We start from the raw sequence: 17,024 nt of genomic DNA on the forward strand, positions 1-17,024 counted from the left end.
GGGGGGAAATGCCTCGCGCCGCGCCGGGTGCGTCGCGAAGGGCCGGCTTGTGCATCGATCTCGACAGGCAGCTTCCGGAGGATCGTTGATGAATCGAATTTTTAGGCGCGCGGTGCTCCTCGGCACCGTCGCGCTGACCGTCGTGGGGGCGGGCTGCGCCGAGGAGCGGCAGTCCATCAGAAAGGTCCAGAGCGATGCGCTCGCCAAGTCCTTCTTCGTCGGAGGGAGCTTGGCCGACATCGCCGACGACCCCGAGTTCTACATGCGGGGTACGGTCATCGACGTCGGGTACGGCTCTGCCCAAGACGGGCTCTTCACGTCGACCTACGCTCAGCCCGTCTCCCGCATCAAGTGGGAGGTCACCGAGCATCAGCTCAATGCTCGGCTCGCTTACGAGCGGATCGAGGGCACGGACACCAAGGGCAACGCCTATAACGGGCTCACCAAGAAGACGACGAACGACGGCCAGATCGTCGCGAGCTACGCCATCGAGTCGCACTTCGACATCCGCCGCGACTACAACCCGGCGACGGGCGAGGAGTCGAACGTCATCGTCGAGAACACGACGGACAGGCTCTGGTACGAGCGCGAGTACATGCGCGTGGACTGGTCGCGCAACCTCGCGACCGACGCCTACAACTTCGACACCCTCTCGCAGCTCGGCCTCTACGGAGGCGTCGAGTACGAGCCGCTCGCCTATACCGTCAACGACCCCAACGCCGCCGACGCCCCGAAGTTCGACGCCGCGAACGGCTACTTCGACGTCACGACGAAGGCGTTCGCCACGCCCGCCATGCTCGACCTCTCGAGCCTCGGCTGGGGCATCGACAAGTTCCCGGCCTGCATGCTCCCGGGCGACTTCGCCGGCGGCACCGACCCGTACGGCAACTGCAACCCGATCGAGATCACGATCCGGCAGTCGTTCAAGAAGGTGGTCGACACCGACTACGAGCCGGTCGACTTCGACGGCGTGAGGTTCCAGGCGTTCGGCATCTTCAACTTCGATTACCGCTACGGCTACGAGCGCAACTACGGGATCCTGGACAACCAGTGGCGGCGCTTCGCGGCCCGCTACAACCTCTGGAAGCGCAGCCACTTCTACGCGAACCCGGAGACGATGGAGGGGGCGATCGCCTGCGCGACGCGGGAGACGGCCCTCGTGTCGGGCGACCTGAACGCCGATCCGAACCGCGACGAGGACAACGACGGCACCGCCGACGAGTGCGCCGCGGCCGGCGCGGGCTCGCAGTGCGACGTGTTCAAGCAGAAGTGCACGCTGCCCTACGCGGATCGCGAGGCGGTCGTCATCCCCTGGTACATCGGCGGCGACACGTCGGAGGACCTCTTCGAGGCGACCAACTGGGCCGCCGAGGAGTGGGATCTCGCGATGAAGACCTCGATCCAGACCTCGCGCCTGGTCGAGTGCCGGAAGACCGGCGGCGCCGACTGCGACGCGCGGTTCCCGATGTGGAAGGGCCAGCAGGACGACATCGACGAGGCCGTCGCGATCTCGCGCGACCTCAACGCGTGCCGCCGCGCGGACGGCTGGGACGCGCCGCAGTGCGACCAGGCGGCCTGGGACGCCGTGACGAAGCTCTCGCAGCGGCGCAACAACGACCAGGCGACGCTCGCGATCGGCAACGTCGTGACGCAGCCGTCGGTGATCGTGCTCTGCCACAACCCCGTCATCGCGGGCGATCACCCGGCCTGCGGCGAAGAGGGGCTCTCCCCGCGCCTCGGCGACCTCCGCTACAACAGCGTCCTCATCGTCGACAAGCCGCAGACCCCGGCGCCGTGGGGCATCATGGTCGACGGCGACGACCCGATCACGGGCGAGAAGGTGGCCGCCAGCATCAACATCTGGAGCCACCAGACCGACTTGGCGGCGCAGGGGCTGGTCGACCTCGTCCGCTACATCAACGGCGAGATCTCGACCTCCGAGGTCACCGAGGGCAAGTACATCCGCGACTGGGCGCAGGCGAGCCGCGCCTCGGGCGGCGGGACCGGGCCCACGATGACGAAGGACGAGGTCACCTCGCGGCTCGCGAGCGTCACGAAGCTCGACGCCGAGGCGTACAAGAACCTCGTCGCGCAGGGCATCTCCCCGCAGCTCCGGGCGGTGATCGAGCCGATGAAGGCCAAGGTCGCCGACATCGCGGTGCGGAGCGACGTCCCCTCCCCGCAGCAGGCGGTCGTGAGCGCGCGCATGAAGGCCGCCCGGGGCAGCCTCGCCGAGGCGGAGCTCATGAACCCGGCGATGCTCCAGCGCGCCGGCATCCCCGCCGGCGTGCCGGTCGAGGGGCCGTTCGCCGACGCGGCGTCGCCGTTCGCGATGAACAACCCGCAGGTGCAGTCGCAGCTCCGCCGCATGCACGACAGCGCGCTCGCCGAGCGCGGCGCCTGCATCCTGCACGAGGCGCCCGAGGCCTCGGCGATGACGGGCCTCGCGGAGGCGCTGCGCGAGAAGTTCCCCCCGGGCGACAACGAGACGTCCGCGGAGCGGCGGGGGCGCTACGAGCGGATGTTCAAGTACATCCAGCGCCGCTACCAGTACGCGGTCATCGCGCACGAGATGGGGCACTCCATCGGCCTCCGGCACAACTTCGTGAGCACCTACGCCTCGCTCTTCTTCCGGCCCCAGTACTGGCAGCTCAGGACGAAGAACGGCACGATCGACGACCCGTGCACCGGCGCGCCGGGGGAGAACCCGGAGGAGTGCGTCGGCCCCCGCTACTACGACGCGATCACGGACGAAGAGCAGAAGAACATGATCTGGATGTTCCAGCACTCCACGGTCATGGACTACCCGGGCGACGTCTCGCAGGACCTGGTCGGCCTCGGCGTCTACGACTTCGCCGCCGCGCGCTTCTTCTACGGCGACACGGTGAGCGTCTACGACAACGGCGACCGCAACTACCTGGCCGGCGGCAAGGTCGGCGGCGCGCTGCTCGCCGCGACCGACACCTTCGGCGGGCTCGCCGGCATCAAGTACGGCACGTACGCGAAGGGCAGCGGGAGCGTCTCGGACTTCCACTACTCCCAGCTCCAGAAGCAGTACAACGTCATCCGCGACTGCTACGAGGTGGAGACGAAGGCGCCCGCGAGCTGGAACGAGGCGCTCGACGGCAAGTGGCACCAGGTCATCGACGGCGGCATCGTCACGGTCGGCACCGAGACGAAGCGCTGCCGCCAGCAGCCGGTCGACTACGTGAGCTGGCGGAACCTCCGCAAGCCGGAGGACAAGGAGACCAACCTGATCTCCTTCCGCGGCGGCCCGGCGGTCGACGATCGGGGTCGGGTCCGCGTGCCGTACGCGTTCGCGAGCGACAACTGGGCCGACACCGGCAACGTCTCGGTCTTCCGCCACGACAACGGCGCCGACCCGTACGAGCAGCTGATGTTCCTGATCACCTCCCAGGAGAACAGGCACATCTTCGACAACTTCCGGCGCGGCCGCACGACGTTCAACGTCCGCGCCGCGGCGGACCGGTCCTACAGCCGCTACAACGAGAAGCTCCTCGGCATCGCCGGCGGCATCGGGTTCTTCGGGACGATCTACCAGGATCTCGCGACGAACCAGGGCCTGTCGTTCGACTCGCTGTGGCCGCTCCTCATCGAGGGCAGCCTGGAGGAGAACGTCATCGCCGCGACGGTGGCCTTCGACCACTTCGCCCGGCAGCTGTCCCGCCCGGAGGTGGGGCCGCACTACCTGCGCAACAAGGACGCCTTCGATCCGCAGAACCCGTGGTCCGAGTGGGGCATCCTGCGGTCGAACGACGACAGCGACGATTACGGCGCGGGCGAGGACTTCAGCGGCTTCGGCGGCCAGGCCAACAGCGACGTGCTGGTGCAGATCCCGAACGGATCGACCGGCTACCTGAAGGACATCGGGTTCGGCGGTCACCCGCTCGCGAACAAGAACTCGGAGGTCAACGGCGACTTCGACACCGACTTCACGATCAACGCGGGCAGCTACTACGACAAGATCAACGCGGCGATCCTGCTCTCCGAGTCGGAGGACCGGTTCGTGAGCAGCTCCCGCCGCGACTTCTACGACGCCCGCTTCCGCGCGGTCGGCATGGCCGACGTGCTGCCCGAGGGCTACCGCCGCCTGCTCGCCAACGCCCTCACCGGCGACCGCTCGCTCCTCGCGCCTCGCCTCGAGGCCGACGAGAACGGCATCCCGGTGGTCGACGAGGACAGCAAGGATCCCGACCCGCTGGCGACGCAGTACCCGGCGCGCCCGATGGGCTGGGTCAGCTGGTGGCCGAACGAGGGGCCGAAGGTCTGCTTCCCGAGCGGCGGGAAGAACCTCTGCTCGAACTACATCGGCGGCGACTTCAACCCGGAGAACGTCCCCCGCACCATCGCGGTCGATCCGCAGGTCGGCTGGGAGGTGCAGAAGTTCCTGATCGCCTGGACGCTCGCGTACATCCCCGCGAACGGCAAGACGAACTGGACGGACATGATGCGCATCTACCGGCTCGGCACCGACGCCGAGCCCGGGATCGAGCAGCGCATCGAGTGGCAGGACCCGACGTCCGGGCAGATCTACTACGCCCGCACGTACGGCATGGAATGCCTCTTCGGGACCGGCAAGGACAGGGCGACCTGCAAGGACTCCGGCGGCAAGTGGGTGCAGAAGGGCATCGCGGCGCGCGTGCTCGAATACGCCAACGACCTCACGTCGAAGGGGTACCAGCTCGATCCGTCGTATGAAGTCGCCGTATCCGGGGATCCCGCGTACGCCGCCGAGTACGGCCCGGGCTTCAACAAGTACGGTCGCGCGATGGTCATGCACCACCCGGACGGCGCCGCGATCATCGTCCCGGATCCCGCGGTCAGGGACTTGAACGCGAACAGCGGTCAGCTGGAGGCCGTGAAGCCGTGCGACCAGAACATCAACCCGAACTGCGCGCAGCTCACGATCTACAAGAACCACTACGCGTACGAGCTGAAGAGCTACAAGTCGGTGCCCGACTACATGCTCCAGATGATGGTCCAGCTCGGCGTCGCCGATCCTGATCAGCTGGGCGTGTACCCCGACTGATCCGCTCCTCGCCGCGCCGGGGCCCCGCGCCGGGGCCCCCGCGCTCCCCTCCCCCTCTCTCCCCCCAGCACCAGCGACCCGAGCGCGCGGCCGCTCGGCGATCCCCGCGGGCGCCGTGACCCGCGCGGCCGTCGCCGGCCGTCGCGCCGGGTGAGCCCGCGGTCGCTCGGCCCCGCCCCGTCCGCGGCTTGGAGGTCGCGCCGGCGCCGCGGCGGCATTACGCTCCCCGAGGCGCAGCGCGCGCCACGGCATGGACGCCTCCCCCGCCCTCCCCGCCATCACCCCGGCGCAGCTCTCGGACGCGCGGGCCTTCATGACCTACCTCGTCGAGCACGTGGCCGAGTCCGGCCGCCGCGGCGCGCCCCATTTCGCCGTCGTGACGTCGCTCGCGCCCGACGAGGTCGAGAAGAGCGCGCGCGACCGCTGGAGCAAGGCGCTCGACGAGCCGCTCTGGGGGCGGGCCTGGCTGCTCCGGTCGACCGAGCCGCGGGCGCGCGTCATCGGGCACATCGAGCTGCGCGGCGGCCGCGTCTGGTCCGAGGGCCACCGCGCCGTCGTCGCGATGGGCATCCTCGGCCCCTACACCGGGCAGGGCCACGGCCGGCGCCTGCTCGAGACGGCGATCGCCTGGGCGCGCGACAAGGCGGGCCTCTCGTACCTGGATCTCGGCGTCTTCTCCAACAACGAGCGCGCCATGCGGCTCTACACGCGGATGGGCTTCGTCCCGATCGGCACCCGCCCCGACGCGTTCCGGGTGGGCGACGCCACCCTCGACGACATCCAGATGACGCTCGCGCTCCGCGCCCCCGACGCGCGTCCGGACGCGCGCGCGGCCAGGCCCGCCGGGCGCTGATCCCGGCCGGCGCAAGCCCGACCGGCGCGCCGGCGCCGGCGCGCCGGCCGGGCTATGCCGCCGGGGCGCGCTGGAGGGTACCCACCGCGGCGCAGATGGGTCATGAGGAGACCGCCGCCCGGGCGCCCGTCGGCCGGCCGGGCCACCCCGGCGCGGATCGCCCGCGGTCCTCGCCGCCGTCCATCGCCACCGAAAGCCACCATGCGCCGTTCGCCGCTCCTGCCGATCTTCCTGACCGTCTTCGTCGACGTCCTCGGCCTCACGCTCGTCCTGCCGCTGCTCCCGTTCTACGCCGAGCACTTCGGCGCCAGCGAGCTCGTGGTCGGCGTGCTCGCGGCGAGCTACGCGGTCTGCCAGCTCGTCTCCGGGCCGATCCTCGGGCGGATCTCCGACCGGGTGGGCCGCAAGCCGACGCTGCTCGCGAGCCAGACCGGCACGTTCTTCGGGTTCCTCGTGATCGGCTCGGCGAGCTCGCTGCCGATGCTCTTCGTGGGGCGGATCATCGACGGCCTCACGGCCGGGAACCTGACGATCGCGCAGGCGTACATCAGCGACGTGACCCGGCCGGAGGAGCGCACCAGGGCGTTCGGCCTGATCGGCATCGCCTTCGGCTCGGGGTTCCTTCTCGGCCCGGCCATCACCGGCGAGCTCGCGAGCCGGTTCGGCTACGGCGCCCCGGCCTACGGCGCGGCGGCGCTGTCGCTGACGTCGATCCTCCTGACGGCCACGCTGCTGCCGGCGAAGCCGATCGCGCCGGCGGCCTCGCCCGAGGCGGCCGCGGCCGCGCCCGCCCGCGCGTCGGCGATCGGCCGCGGGGACGCCTTCCGCCGCTTCTTCGACCGGCCGCTCCCGCGCCGCCGGCTGCTCGAGTTCTTCGCCTTCACGCTCTCGTTCTCGACGCTCATCGGCGGCCTCGCGCTGTTCCTCGAGCGGCGCTTCGCGTTCGGCGTCAAGGAGACGGGCTACCTCTACGCGTTCTCCGGCCTCGTCGGCGGGAGCATCCAGGGCGGCGCGATCGGCCGGCTGGCGAAGCGGTTCGGCGAGGAGCGGCTCGCGCTGATCGGCTTCGGCACGATGGTGATCGGCTACGGCCTGCTCGGCGTGGCGTACACGCTGCCCACGCTGCTCGTGCTCGTGGGGATCGGGGCGTTCGGCTCGGCGGTGGTGCGGCCGGCCGTCACCACGCTGCTCACGAAGAGCGTCGGCCGCGACGAGCAGGGCGCGGCGCTCGGCGTGAGCCAGTCGCTGGCGAGCCTCGCGCAGATCGTCGGCCCCATCGGCGCCGGGTGGCTGATCCAGCACCGGGCGCTCTCGGCCTACGGCCTCATGGCGGCGGGCTTCGCCGCCGTCGGCGTCCTCCTCGGCCTGCAGAAGCTCCCCGTCGGCGAGCCGGTCGAGTCCTGAGGGCGCGCGCCTGCGCCCGAGCGAGCCGCCCCGCGCTGCGCGCTCAGGCGCGCGCGCCCTTCACGAAGGGCAGGACGGCCTCGACGAGCGGCGGCGTGGCGTCGTCGAGCTTCCGGGGGTTGTACCAGGCGAACGGCTCGACGAGCCGCGACGGTCGCAGGCCGAGCCCGCCGCGCGAGCACTCGACGAGGAGCGACAGCGCCCCGTGGCGGTCGTGGAGCCAGTCGATCTCCAGGCCCGCCTTGCGGATGCCCCAGGCGAAGCGGACGTAGGACATGGCGCGGTACGGCCTGCGGGCCGCGGCGCGCGCGACGCTCCGGGCGAAGGCGCGGTGCTCGGCGGCGTCGGCCACGGGCCAGAGGCTGTGCGCCGGCGGGTACAGCACGGCGCCGCCCGCGCTGTGCAGCGACAGGGCGCGGTCGATCCGGCGCGAGGACAGCGCGTGCGCGATCGCCTCGACCTCCGGCTCGCTGGCGGGGCGGCTGCCGGGCGAGACGACGAGCCCGATGAGGCGCTGCACGAGGCCGCGCTCGTACCACCCGGCGTCGAAGTTCCGGTTGAGGTCGACCCCCCGGGCGTTGCCGCGCACGTAGCGGTGGCGCCCGGCGCGGAGGTTCATCTCGACGCGCAGGAGCCCGTCGGGGTTCACGATCGGGACGGCGAAGATCGATCGGCCGCCGAGGTCCTCGGTCGCGAGGCGCTCGAGCAGCGCGAGGTTCGCCTCGATGCCGACCCATTCGAGGGGGTGGATCCCGGACAGGATCACCGTGGTCCGCCCGCGCGGCCCGGCGCCCGCGGCGCGGCGCGGATCGAGCGGGCCGACGCCGCGCGGGTCGAGCGGCCCGGCGCGCCCGGCCAGCTCCGCCGCGGCGACGTCGTTCGCCGGCGGCTCGCCCGCGCCCCCCGGCGCGTCGCCGCCGACGTGGGCGCCGCGGGGCGGCGCGCCGTTCGCGAAGCGCCGCCCGCCATGGGAGAGCAGCGCTGGGCGACCTACACCCGGCCGGTCGCCGCCGTCACCGGGCGGGCGGACTGGGCCGATGTGGACGGCGAGCAGCGGCTCGCCGCGGATCGAGCGCCCGATCAGGGAGAGCTGCGCCCCCCGATCGGCGAGCCGCTCGATCGCCTCGAGGAGCTCGCCGTAGCCGCGGTAGGGGCCGAGGCCGCGGCGAGCGAGCTGGCGCGAGAGGGGCGCGCGGCGATGTACAAAGAGGGCCGCCCTCAGGGCGGCCCGGCCTTGCTCTTCCGACGCCGGATCGGACTTCGGCATGCAGGGCTCACCTTTAGCCTAGATGACACGACTATAGAGCACGGGTCGCGCCTTCGCGCGATCCGGAGCAGGCTGAGCCGGGATTACCGTGGCAGCGGGCGCGCGAATGGAATTTGATGTCAACGGGTGGGCGGAAGGACGTATCGAGCTCGCGGCGCCGGGCCAGGGCTGGTCGCTGCTGTCGCCGGAGCCCGAGGCGCGGATCGACGAGCACCGCTGGGCGCACCAGGCGCGCGTCTTCTTCGGCGCGGAGCTGACGCTCGTGCAGAAGAAGGCGTACCCGTCGGGGGCCACGCCGATGGCCGACGCCGTGGAGGTCGACGTCGCGCGGTCCGGCGCCGCGCCGAGCCGGGTGCTCGTGCTGACGGTGCCGCTGGATCGCGCGCCTCTCTTGCGGGCGGCGGCCGCCGCGGGGGTGCGGGCGATCGGCGGGCGCGGGTTCGACGCGCTGCTCGCGCGGGCGCGGCGGGCCTGGCAGGTGCGCGAGCCGCCGGTCGCCGGCGGCGACGCGCGAGCGCCGCTGGTCGTGACGGCGATCCTCGCGGCCGTGCTGCTCGCGCCCGTGGTGCCGCCGGGCGAGGAGACGATCTTCGGGGTCAAGGGCGCGCGGGAGCGGCTGCAGCGGCTAGGCTGGTGACGAGGCGGCGCGGGGCGATCGTTCTGTGGAGCGCGCGCCGCCCCGCTGGGGTAAATTTTCCTCGAGGCTGCCCATGGAACTCGCACCCAGGCTCGTCCGCCCGGCGACGCTCGCCGACCTGGAGGCGCTGCCGCCGACGTGGCGGGGCGAGATCCTCGACGACACGCTCTACGCGTTCCCTCGCCCGCGCGCGCCGCACGCGAGCGTCGAGGGGCTGATCACGACCGACCTGACGAACCCGTTCCAGCGGGGACGCGGCGGCCCCGGCGGCTGGTGGATCCTCCCCGAGCCGAGCATCCAGCTGCCCCGCGCGCCGGAGATATCGCCCGACGTCGCGGGCTTCCGCCGCGAGCGCCTCCCGACGCTCCCCGCCAAGGGGCCGATCACCCTCGTGCCGGACTGGGTCTGCGAGATCCTCTCGCCGAGCACGGCGAGCTACGATCAGATCGTCAAGCGCCGCTTCTACATGAAGATCGGCGTCCCGCACATCTGGTACGTCGACCCGCGCGACCGGACGCTGCTCGTCGCCCAGCAGGTCGACGGCAAGTGGATGGAGCTCGGCATCCACGGCGCGGACGAGAGCGTGCGCGCCGCGCCGTTCGACGCGGTCGAGATCGATCTCTCCGCCTGGTGGGAGGGCATCGAGCCGGAGAAGGGCGCGGATCCGTAGCGGCGCCGCTCCCCCCCAGGGCGCGGCCTCGCGCCGCGCCGGGGCCGCGCTGGAGCGCGTCGACGTCACGGCGCGGCGCCGCCCCCTGACGCGGCGCCGCGACGCGCCGCGAGCCCCAGCGCCACGAGCGTCGCGACGTACGGCAGGAGCTGCGCGAGATCGGCCGCGCGCGACGCCCCGCGCGCCGCGGACTGGAGCGCGATCTGAAGGGCCTCCAGCGCGCCGAACAGGAGGCACGCGAGCGCCGCGCGGCCGGCGCGGAGGCCGCTCACGACGACCGCCGCGAGCGCGATGAAGCCGCGGCCGTTCGACATGCCGGAGTCGAAGCGGTGCTGGTCGTAGGCGAGGTGCGCGCCGCCGAGCGCGCAGAGGGCGCCGGACAGCGCGAGCGCGGCGCAGCGGACGCGGGTCACGGGGACGCCCGCGGCGGCGGCGGCGGCCGGGTCCTCGCCGGCGGCGCGCACCCGGAGCCCGAAGCGCGTGCGCGCGAGGAGGAGCGGCGTCGCCGCGATCGCGAGCGCCGCCGCGAGGACGACCGGATCGAGGAGCACGCGCGCGAGCAGCGCCGCGCCGCTCCTCCCGGTCGGGCCCGCGCGGAAGCCCTCGATCGGGGGCGAGCTCGAGGCGCTGTCGTAGAGCCCGCGCAGGAGGAGGCGCGTCCCCGCGTAGGCGAGCAGGTTGAGCGCGATGCCGCTGACGACGGCGTGCACGCGGGCGCGCTCGACGATCAGGGCGTGGCCGAGCGAGAGGGCGGCGCCCGCGGCGATCGCGGCGGCGAGGCCGGCCGCCGCGCTGCCGCTCGCGTGGGCGACCGCCACCGAGGCGAACGCGCCGGCGAGCAGCACCCCCTCGAGGCCGATCTGGACGACGCCCGAGCGCTCGGCCCAGATGCCGCCGAGCGCCGCGCACGCGTACGGCGTGGAGATCCGCAGCGCCTCGGCGAGCAGGACGAGCGCGGGCGAGCTCACGCCGGCGCCCCCTCGGCGCGGCCCGCGCGCTCGCCGCTCCTCCCCGCGGCGGCGACGAGGACGATGGCGAGCGCCTCGAGCACGTCCATCGCCTCCTTCGGCACGCGCGCGTTGATGGCGAGGCCGGCCTGCTCGAGGGTGCCGAACAGCACGGCCGCGAGCACGAGCCCGAGCGGCGTCCCGCGGCCGAGCAGCGCGACCGGGATCCCGGAGAAGCCCGCGCCCGCGCCGAGGCCGAGCTCGTAGTACCCCTTGTACCCGAGCGTGGTCGCGGTCATGGCGGCCCCGGCCACGGCGCCGGAGGCGAGCAGCGCCGCGAGGCGCCGGCGCGGCACGTCGATGCCCTCCGCGCGCGCGGCCTCGGCCGACTGCCCGACGAAGCGCATCTCGCGGCCCGCGCGGGTCCGCGAGAGCGCGCGGTGCGCCGCGAACGCGAGCGCCACGGCGAGGGGGAAGGCGACGCTCGCGGCGCTGCCGCGCAGCGCGGGGACGAGCCGGTCGAGCCGCGGCAGCGTGGCCGCGGGGATGGCGTCGGCGGTGCGCATCGCGGCCCTGCCGAGGACCGACGCGAGCAGCCACGGCGCGAGCGCGTCGGCGACGCGGTTCATCATGATCCCGCTGATGATCTCGTGGGCGCCGAGGCGGGCGCGCAGGAGCGCGGGGACGAGCGCGACGGCGGCGCCCGCGGCCATGGCGCACGCGATCGACGCCGGGACGGCGACGGCCCACGGCGTGCCCGGAGGGAGCCGGGCCGCGACGACGGCGCCCGCGAGGCTCGCCATCGCGAGCTGCCCCTGGGCGCCGATGTTGAAGAGGCCCGCGCGGAGCGCGATGGAAAAGGCGAGCCCGGTGAAGAGGAGCGGCGTCGCCTTGAAGAGCACCTGACCGACCCCGTACGGGGTGCCCCACGTGCCCTCGAAGGCGCGGCGAAGGATCGGCGCGGGCGCCTCGCCGAAGCTGAACGAGATGAGGTTCAGGGCGAGGAGGATGCCGCCGAGCACGAGCGCCGCCGGGAGGGCGGCTCCGCGGAGCTCGCGCAGCCCGCCCCGGAAGCGCGCGGCCGCGCGGGCGGGGCTCACGCCGCCTCCAGGCCGAGCATCGCGCGCCCGATCTCTTCGTCGGAGCACGAGGGCGGGAGCGTCGCGACGATCCTGCCCTTCCGCATCACGAGGAGCCGATGGCAGAGCCGCCGGAGCTCGCCGAGGTCCGCGCTGATCACGAGGACCGCGAGCCCCGCCGCGGCGGCCTCGGCGATGGCCGCGTGGATCACCGCGGCGGCGCCGACGTCGACCCCCCGGGTCGGCTGAGCGAGGACCGCGGCCGCGCGGCGCGGCGCCCGGATCGCCGCGCGCGCGCTCGATCGCGCCGCCGGGGCGACGCGATCGAGCGCGCGCGCGACCACGATCTTCTGCTGGTTGCCGCCGGAGAGCTCGCCCGCGAGGCGCGACGGATCGGGCGGCTCGACGCGGAAGCGGGCGACGCGGCGCGCGACCAGGGCCGCCTCGGCGTCGCGGCCGCGGGCGCCGCGCGGGAGCTCGCCGAGGTCGCCGAGGACGAGGTTGTCGCCGACCGAGGCGCCGAGGAGCACGCCCTCGGCGTGGCGGTCCTCGTGCACCACGCCGAGGCACGCGCGGCGCGCGCGGATGTCCCACGAGGAGAGATCGACGCCGCCGACGGCGACGCGGCCGGCCGCGCGCGGCTCCATCCCGGCGAGGGCGCGCACGAGCTCGCGCTGGCCGTTGCCCTCGACGCCCGCGACGCCGACGATCTCCCCCGCGCGCACCGTGAGGGTCACGCCGTCGAGCAGGCGCCGTCCGCCGGCGCCGGTCACGGTCAGCCCGGCGATCTCGAGCGCCGCCGGCGCGCCCTCGCCGAGCGGCGGCCGATCGACCCGCGGCGGGGGCTCGCCGCCCATGATCGCGCGGGTGAGCTCTCCTTCGGCGCCGCGCTCTCCTGCCTCGGCGGACCGGCCCGCCGCGGGCCGCGACAGCGCGACCTGCCCGCGGCGCATCACGGTGACGTGGTCCGCGAACCGGATCACCTCGTCGAGCCGGTGGGTCACGACCGCGACCGTGCGGCCCTCGCGCGCGAGGCGCCGGAGGGTCGCGTACAGGCCGTCGGCCTCGATCGGGGAGAGCACGGCCGTGGGCTCGTCGAGCAGGATCGCCCGGGCGCCGCGGTAGAGGACCCGCAGGATCTCGAGCTTCTGCCGCTCGCCCACGGTGAGCGCGGAGGTCGCCGCGTCGAGCGGGATCGAGAGCCCGGCCGCCTCCATGAGGGCGCGCGCGCGGGCGCGGGCGGCGGCGAGGTCGAGCCGCCCGCACCCGCGCGTGGGCTCGCAGCCGAGCACGACGTTCTCGAGGGCCAGGAAGCTCCCGACGAGCATGAAGTGCTGGTGGACCATCCCCACGCCGCGGCGGGCGGCCTCGGCCGGCGTCGCCGGCCGGAGCGGGGCGCCGTCGACGCGGACGGCGCCGGCGTCGGGCGCGAGCACGCCGGCCGCGAGCTTGAGGAGCGTGGACTTGCCGGCGCCGTTCTCGCCGACGATGGCGTGGATCGCGCCGGGGTCGAGCCGGAGCGAGGCGCCGCGCACGGCGACGTGCGCGCCGTAACGGAGGATCACGCCGTCGAGCTCGATCACCGCGCCGCCAGGGAGGGGCGGCGCGGCCACACCCGAGGCCGGCGGCTCCGTCACGGCGCGGGGCTCCGGGGCGAGGGCGGCGGGGCGGAGGCGAGGGCGGGGCGAGCTACACGGGGACGCGCGGCCACGCCGGCGATCAAGGGCCCGCGCCGGCGTGGCACCAGTCGCGCCGGCGCTGCTTGGAGGTCCGGATTCGCCCGAAGAGCGGCGCCGGGGACGGCGCGTCGCCCACCGCGAAGGTGCCTGCTCCTCGCGCGCCTGTACTAGCGTGCGCGCCCGTGCGCTCCCGCTTCCCGCTCGTGGCTGCCCTGTTCTTCGTCTCCGGCGCGACCGGCCTCCTCTACGAGGTCGCCTTCTCCAAGCTGCTCGCCTACGTCTTCGGCGCCACCGCCTACGCCGTGAGCACGGTCCTCGCCGCCTTCATGGGCGGCCTGGCCCTCGGCGCGCACCTCGGCGGCCGCCACGCCGCGGCCGCCCGCCGCCCGCTCGTCGTCTACGGCGCCCTCGAGGCGATCGTCGGCGCCATCTGCGCCGTCTCGCCGTTCCTGTTCGAGGCGCTGACCTCGGCCTACGTCGCCGTCGCCCGCGCCGCGCCGGACTCGCTCGCGCTGCTCACCGTGGCGCGCGCCGCGCTGACCGCCCTCGTCGTCGTCGTCCCCACGGTCGCGATGGGCGCCACGCTCCCGGTGCTCTCGCGCATCCTCCGCGCCGGCGCCGCGCCGGACGGCGCGCCCCCGGCCGAGCACGACGCCGCGCGCCGCCTCGCCTCGCTCTACGCCATCAACACGGCCGGCGGCGCGGCCGGCGCGCTCTCCGGCGCCTACGTGGTCCTCCCGCTCCTCGGGATCCGCGGCGCGCTCTGGTCCGCGGCGATCGCCAACCTCATCCTCGGCGCCGTCGCGATCTCCGCCGGGCTCCGCGGCCCCGCGCTCGCCCCGCCCGCCGCCGCCCTCGACGCCCGCTCGTCGTCTACGGCGCCCTCCCCCGAGGCGCCCTCCCCCGAGGCGCGCTCGTCGCGCGCTCCCCTCCCGCCCGCCGGCGGCCGCGCCGAGGCGTCGTTCCTCCTGCCGCTCGCGTTCGCCTCGGGCTTCCTGGTCTTCGCCGCCGAGGTGGTCGAGACGCACCTGCTCGCGCTGCTCATCGGCAACAGCGCCTACGCCTTCGGGCTGATGCTCGCCGTCTTCCTCGTCTGCCTCGCGGTCGGCGCCGCGCGCTCGCCGGCCCTCGCGCGGCGCCACGGCGAGGGCGCGCTCTGGCGCGGGCTCGTCGCCACGGCCCTCTCGCTGGCCGCCACCACCCCGCTCTGGGACCAGCTCCCGCGGCTCTTCGCCTTCGCGGGCAAGCACGTCGACGGCTGGGCCGGCCGCGAGGCGTGCCGCGCGCTCGCCGCGCTCGCGATCCTCGCGCTGCCCACGCTGTGCATGGGCACCACCTTCCCGCTCCTCCTCGCGCGCGCCGCCGCGCACGCCGACGTCGCCGCGCGCGTCGGCAGGCTGACCTCCGCGAACACCCTGGGCACGATCGCCGGCTCCATCATCACCGGCTACCTGATCCTCCCCGCGCTCGGCTCGGAGCGCGCCCTCGCGGCGGCCGCCGCCGCGGCCGCCCTCGCCGCGCTCGCGCCGCGCTGGGACATGGCCCGCCTCACGAGCGGCGCGAACGTCTATTTCGCCATGGGGCCGCGGCCCGAGCGCATCGACTTCGTGCGCGAGGACGTGCACGGCGGCGTCACCACCGTCGCGCGCCGCGCCGGCGTCACGACCATGTACACGAACGGCAAGTTCCAGGGCGATGACGGCCCCGAGATGACGGCGCAGCGGCGGTTCGCGCATTTCCCCTCGCTCTTCGTCCGCCACCCGCGCGCGGCGCTCGTCATCGGCCTCGGCACCGGCACGACGACCGGCACCATCGCGGCCTACCCCTTCGAGCGCATCGACGTCGCCGAGATCTCGCCCGCGATCGTCGAGGCCTCCCGCCGCTTCTTCGCGGGACCGAGCCTCAACGCCCTCGACGACCCCCGCGTCCGGCTCTCGCTCAACGACGGCAGGAACGAGCTGCTCGTCGCCGCCGAGGGCCGCTACGACCTCATCGCGATCGAGCTCACCAGCGTCTGGTTCGCGGGCGCCGCGAGCCTCTACAGCCGCGAGTTCTACGAGCTCGCCAGGTCCCGGCTCGCCGAGGGCGGCGTCCTCCAGCAGTGGGTGCAGCTCCACCACATCCGGCGGCGCGAGCTCGCCGTCGTGATCCGGACCATGCGCAGCGCCTTCCCGCATGTCGCGCTGTTCGTGGGCGGCGCGCAGGGCATCCTGGTCGCGAGCGCCGCGCCGCTCGTCGCCTCGGAGGCGCGCCTCGCGGCGCTCGACGCGCGCCCGGCGCTCCAGGCGACGCTCGCCGGCGCGCGGCTCGCGGACCTCCTCGACGATCTCGTGACGTCCGGCGACGACCTCGACCGCCTCGTCGCCGACGCGGCCGAGGACGGCGGGCCGATCCTGTCCACGGACGACAACCTCTACCTCGAGTACGCCACCCCGAAGGGCAACGTGCTCCCCTACGGCGCGTCGCTGGACGCGGCGCTCGCGCTCCTCTCGCGGTACCGCACGCCGGCGCCCCGCGCGCGCCACCTCGGGCCCTGACGGCGCTCAGGCGCGGCCGTCGGCCCGCCGCGCGCGCCACCTCGGGCCCTCGGGGCGCTCAGCCCCCGCCGGCCGGCGCGCCGCCCTTCGCGGGCGCCTCCTTGGCCGGCGCGCTCGGCTTGAGCGGCTCGCCCTCCGGCCCCGACGCCTCGACCGGCGGCTTGACCGGCACCGGCTTGATCTCGTCGCCGGTCGCCACGAAGGCCTTGCGGGGCGGGGGCGCCTTGGGCTGCGCGGCCTGCTCCGCGCGCAGCTTGCGCTCCTCGAGGCTGAGCACCTCCAGCGCGAGGCCGCCCGCGTACGGGTCCTGCCCCTGGAACGGGCGCCCGTCCACCTCGGCCACGTGGAACTCGACCCGGCGGTTCTCGCTGCGCCCCGCCGCGATCTCGTTCGGCCCGAGCGGGCGCGACTCGCCGAAGCCCACCGCGATCAGCCGGATGTTCTCGACCCCGTGGTCGACCAGCCAGTCGGCGACCGCGAGCGCGCGCTTCGCGCTGAGCTCCTGGTTGTGCTCCTCGCTCGACTGCGCGTCGGTGTGCCCCTCGATCCGGAGCCGCGTCACCTCGGGGTGCTCCTTGAGGAACTGGAGCAGCGTCTCCAGCGTCTTCTCGCTGCCCGGCCGGATGGCCGCCTTGTTCGTCTCGAAGACGATCTTCCCCTGGATGTAGACCTGGCTCTCCCCGCCCTGCTCCGACCAGGCCTTCTCCGGGTACCAGCGCGGGAGCGGGCGCTGCTCGTCGGCGCGCGGCAGGTCCCGCGGCGGCAGCCGGTTGTCTCCGCACCCCTGGCCGGCGTGCGCGGCGGCCGCGAGCGCCGCCGCGACCGCGAACGGCAGGGCGGTGCGGCCTGCCTGCTTCCTCTTCGAGTCCATCTCGCCCTGTAGCGTGTCAGAACCGGCGCT

General features: G+C 74.3%; 11 protein-coding genes. 6 read left to right on the forward strand and 5 right to left on the reverse strand.

Translation table 11 applies throughout. The annotated features are described in order from the left end of the window. Positions 1–88: 88 nt before the first annotated feature. The 3 genes from WMF33_RS34605 to WMF33_RS34615 all read left to right on the forward strand — a co-directional run bounded on the left by WMF33_RS34605 (position 89) and on the right by WMF33_RS34615 (position 7,307). Positions 89–5,050 carry a hypothetical protein gene (locus tag WMF33_RS34605; protein WP_437332623.1) on the forward strand — a complete coding sequence of 1,654 codons (4,962 nt, stop codon included), beginning with the start codon at positions 89–91 and terminating at the stop codon, positions 5,048–5,050. 250 nt (positions 5,051–5,300) lie between these two features. After that, positions 5,301–5,903 (forward strand): N-acetyltransferase family protein, encoded by a 603-nt coding sequence (locus tag WMF33_RS34610; RefSeq protein ID WP_437332624.1) that lies wholly within the window; start codon positions 5,301–5,303, stop codon positions 5,901–5,903. A gap of 201 nt (positions 5,904–6,104) precedes the next feature. Beyond that, entirely contained in the window at positions 6,105–7,307 is a 1,203-nt protein-coding gene (locus WMF33_RS34615) for an MFS transporter (protein ID WP_437332625.1), read from the forward strand. 43 nt (positions 7,308–7,350) lie between these two features. On the opposite strand, the gene WMF33_RS34620 is transcribed toward WMF33_RS34615, so the two are convergent. Beyond that, positions 7,351–8,574 (reverse strand): M14 family metallopeptidase, encoded by a 1,224-nt coding sequence (locus WMF33_RS34620; protein WP_437332626.1) that lies wholly within the window; start codon positions 8,572–8,574, stop codon positions 7,351–7,353. Between the two features lie 106 nt (positions 8,575–8,680). On the opposite strand from WMF33_RS34620, the gene WMF33_RS34625 reads away from it, so the two are divergent. Both WMF33_RS34625 and WMF33_RS34630 read left to right on the forward strand, forming a co-directional pair. Further along, the gene (locus tag WMF33_RS34625) at positions 8,681–9,211 is read left to right on the forward strand and encodes a hypothetical protein (RefSeq protein WP_437332627.1); all 531 of its coding nucleotides are present in this window, start codon (positions 8,681–8,683) and stop codon (positions 9,209–9,211) included. Positions 9,212–9,284: 73 nt separating this feature from the next. Further along, positions 9,285–9,881, forward strand: coding sequence for a Uma2 family endonuclease (locus WMF33_RS34630; RefSeq protein ID WP_437332628.1), 597 nt, complete (start codon positions 9,285–9,287; stop codon positions 9,879–9,881). Positions 9,882–9,946: 65 nt separating this feature from the next. On the opposite strand, the gene WMF33_RS34635 is transcribed toward WMF33_RS34630, so the two are convergent. The 3 genes from WMF33_RS34635 to WMF33_RS34645 are packed head-to-tail and all read right to left on the reverse strand — an operon-like array spanning position 9,947 to position 13,544. Further along, positions 9,947–10,849: an ABC transporter permease gene (locus tag WMF33_RS34635; RefSeq protein ID WP_437332629.1), complete on the reverse strand. Its 903-nt coding sequence runs from the start codon at positions 10,847–10,849 to the stop codon at positions 9,947–9,949. Next, positions 10,846–11,928 (reverse strand): ABC transporter permease, encoded by a 1,083-nt coding sequence (locus tag WMF33_RS34640; RefSeq protein ID WP_437332630.1) that lies wholly within the window; start codon positions 11,926–11,928, stop codon positions 10,846–10,848. Before WMF33_RS34640 ends, WMF33_RS34635 begins: the two co-directional genes overlap by 4 nt. Continuing rightward, a complete protein-coding gene (locus WMF33_RS34645) occupies positions 11,925–13,544 on the reverse strand; it encodes an ABC transporter ATP-binding protein (RefSeq protein ID WP_437332631.1) in 1,620 nt (539 codons plus the stop codon). The genes WMF33_RS34640 and WMF33_RS34645 overlap by 4 nt, the downstream gene beginning before the upstream one ends. Positions 13,545–13,768: 224 nt before the next feature. On the opposite strand from WMF33_RS34645, the gene WMF33_RS34650 reads away from it, so the two are divergent. Further along, complete coding sequence (locus WMF33_RS34650) at positions 13,769–16,123, forward strand: fused MFS/spermidine synthase (protein ID WP_437332632.1); 2,355 nt, start codon at positions 13,769–13,771, stop codon at positions 16,121–16,123. A 58-nt stretch (positions 16,124–16,181) separates the two neighbouring features. On the opposite strand, the gene WMF33_RS34655 is transcribed toward WMF33_RS34650, so the two are convergent. Further along, positions 16,182–16,994 (reverse strand): OmpA family protein, encoded by an 813-nt coding sequence (locus WMF33_RS34655; RefSeq protein WP_437332633.1) that lies wholly within the window; start codon positions 16,992–16,994, stop codon positions 16,182–16,184. Positions 16,995–17,024 lie beyond the last annotated feature (30 nt).

It is taken from the genome of Sorangium sp. So ce394, from assembly GCF_051474665.1.
Lineage (GTDB): Bacteria > Myxococcota_A > Polyangia > Polyangiales > Polyangiaceae > Sorangium > Sorangium cellulosum_D.

What these genes read in the sequence shown, in the direction of transcription:
- WMF33_RS34605 (WP_437332623.1), top strand. Translation starts at nt 89, where the DNA reads ATGAATCGAATTTTTAGGCGCGCGGTGCTCCTCGGCACCGTCGCGCTG.
- WMF33_RS34610 (WP_437332624.1), top strand. Translation starts at nt 5,301, where the DNA reads ATGGACGCCTCCCCCGCCCTCCCCGCCATCACCCCGGCGCAGCTCTCG.
- WMF33_RS34615 (WP_437332625.1), top strand. Translation starts at nt 6,105, where the DNA reads ATGCGCCGTTCGCCGCTCCTGCCGATCTTCCTGACCGTCTTCGTCGAC.
- WMF33_RS34620 (WP_437332626.1), bottom strand. Translation starts at nt 8,574, where the DNA reads ATGCCGAAGTCCGATCCGGCGTCGGAAGAGCAAGGCCGGGCCGCCCTG.
- WMF33_RS34625 (WP_437332627.1), top strand. Translation starts at nt 8,681, where the DNA reads ATGGAATTTGATGTCAACGGGTGGGCGGAAGGACGTATCGAGCTCGCG.
- WMF33_RS34630 (WP_437332628.1), top strand. Translation starts at nt 9,285, where the DNA reads ATGGAACTCGCACCCAGGCTCGTCCGCCCGGCGACGCTCGCCGACCTG.
- WMF33_RS34655 (WP_437332633.1), bottom strand. Translation starts at nt 16,994, where the DNA reads ATGGACTCGAAGAGGAAGCAGGCAGGCCGCACCGCCCTGCCGTTCGCG.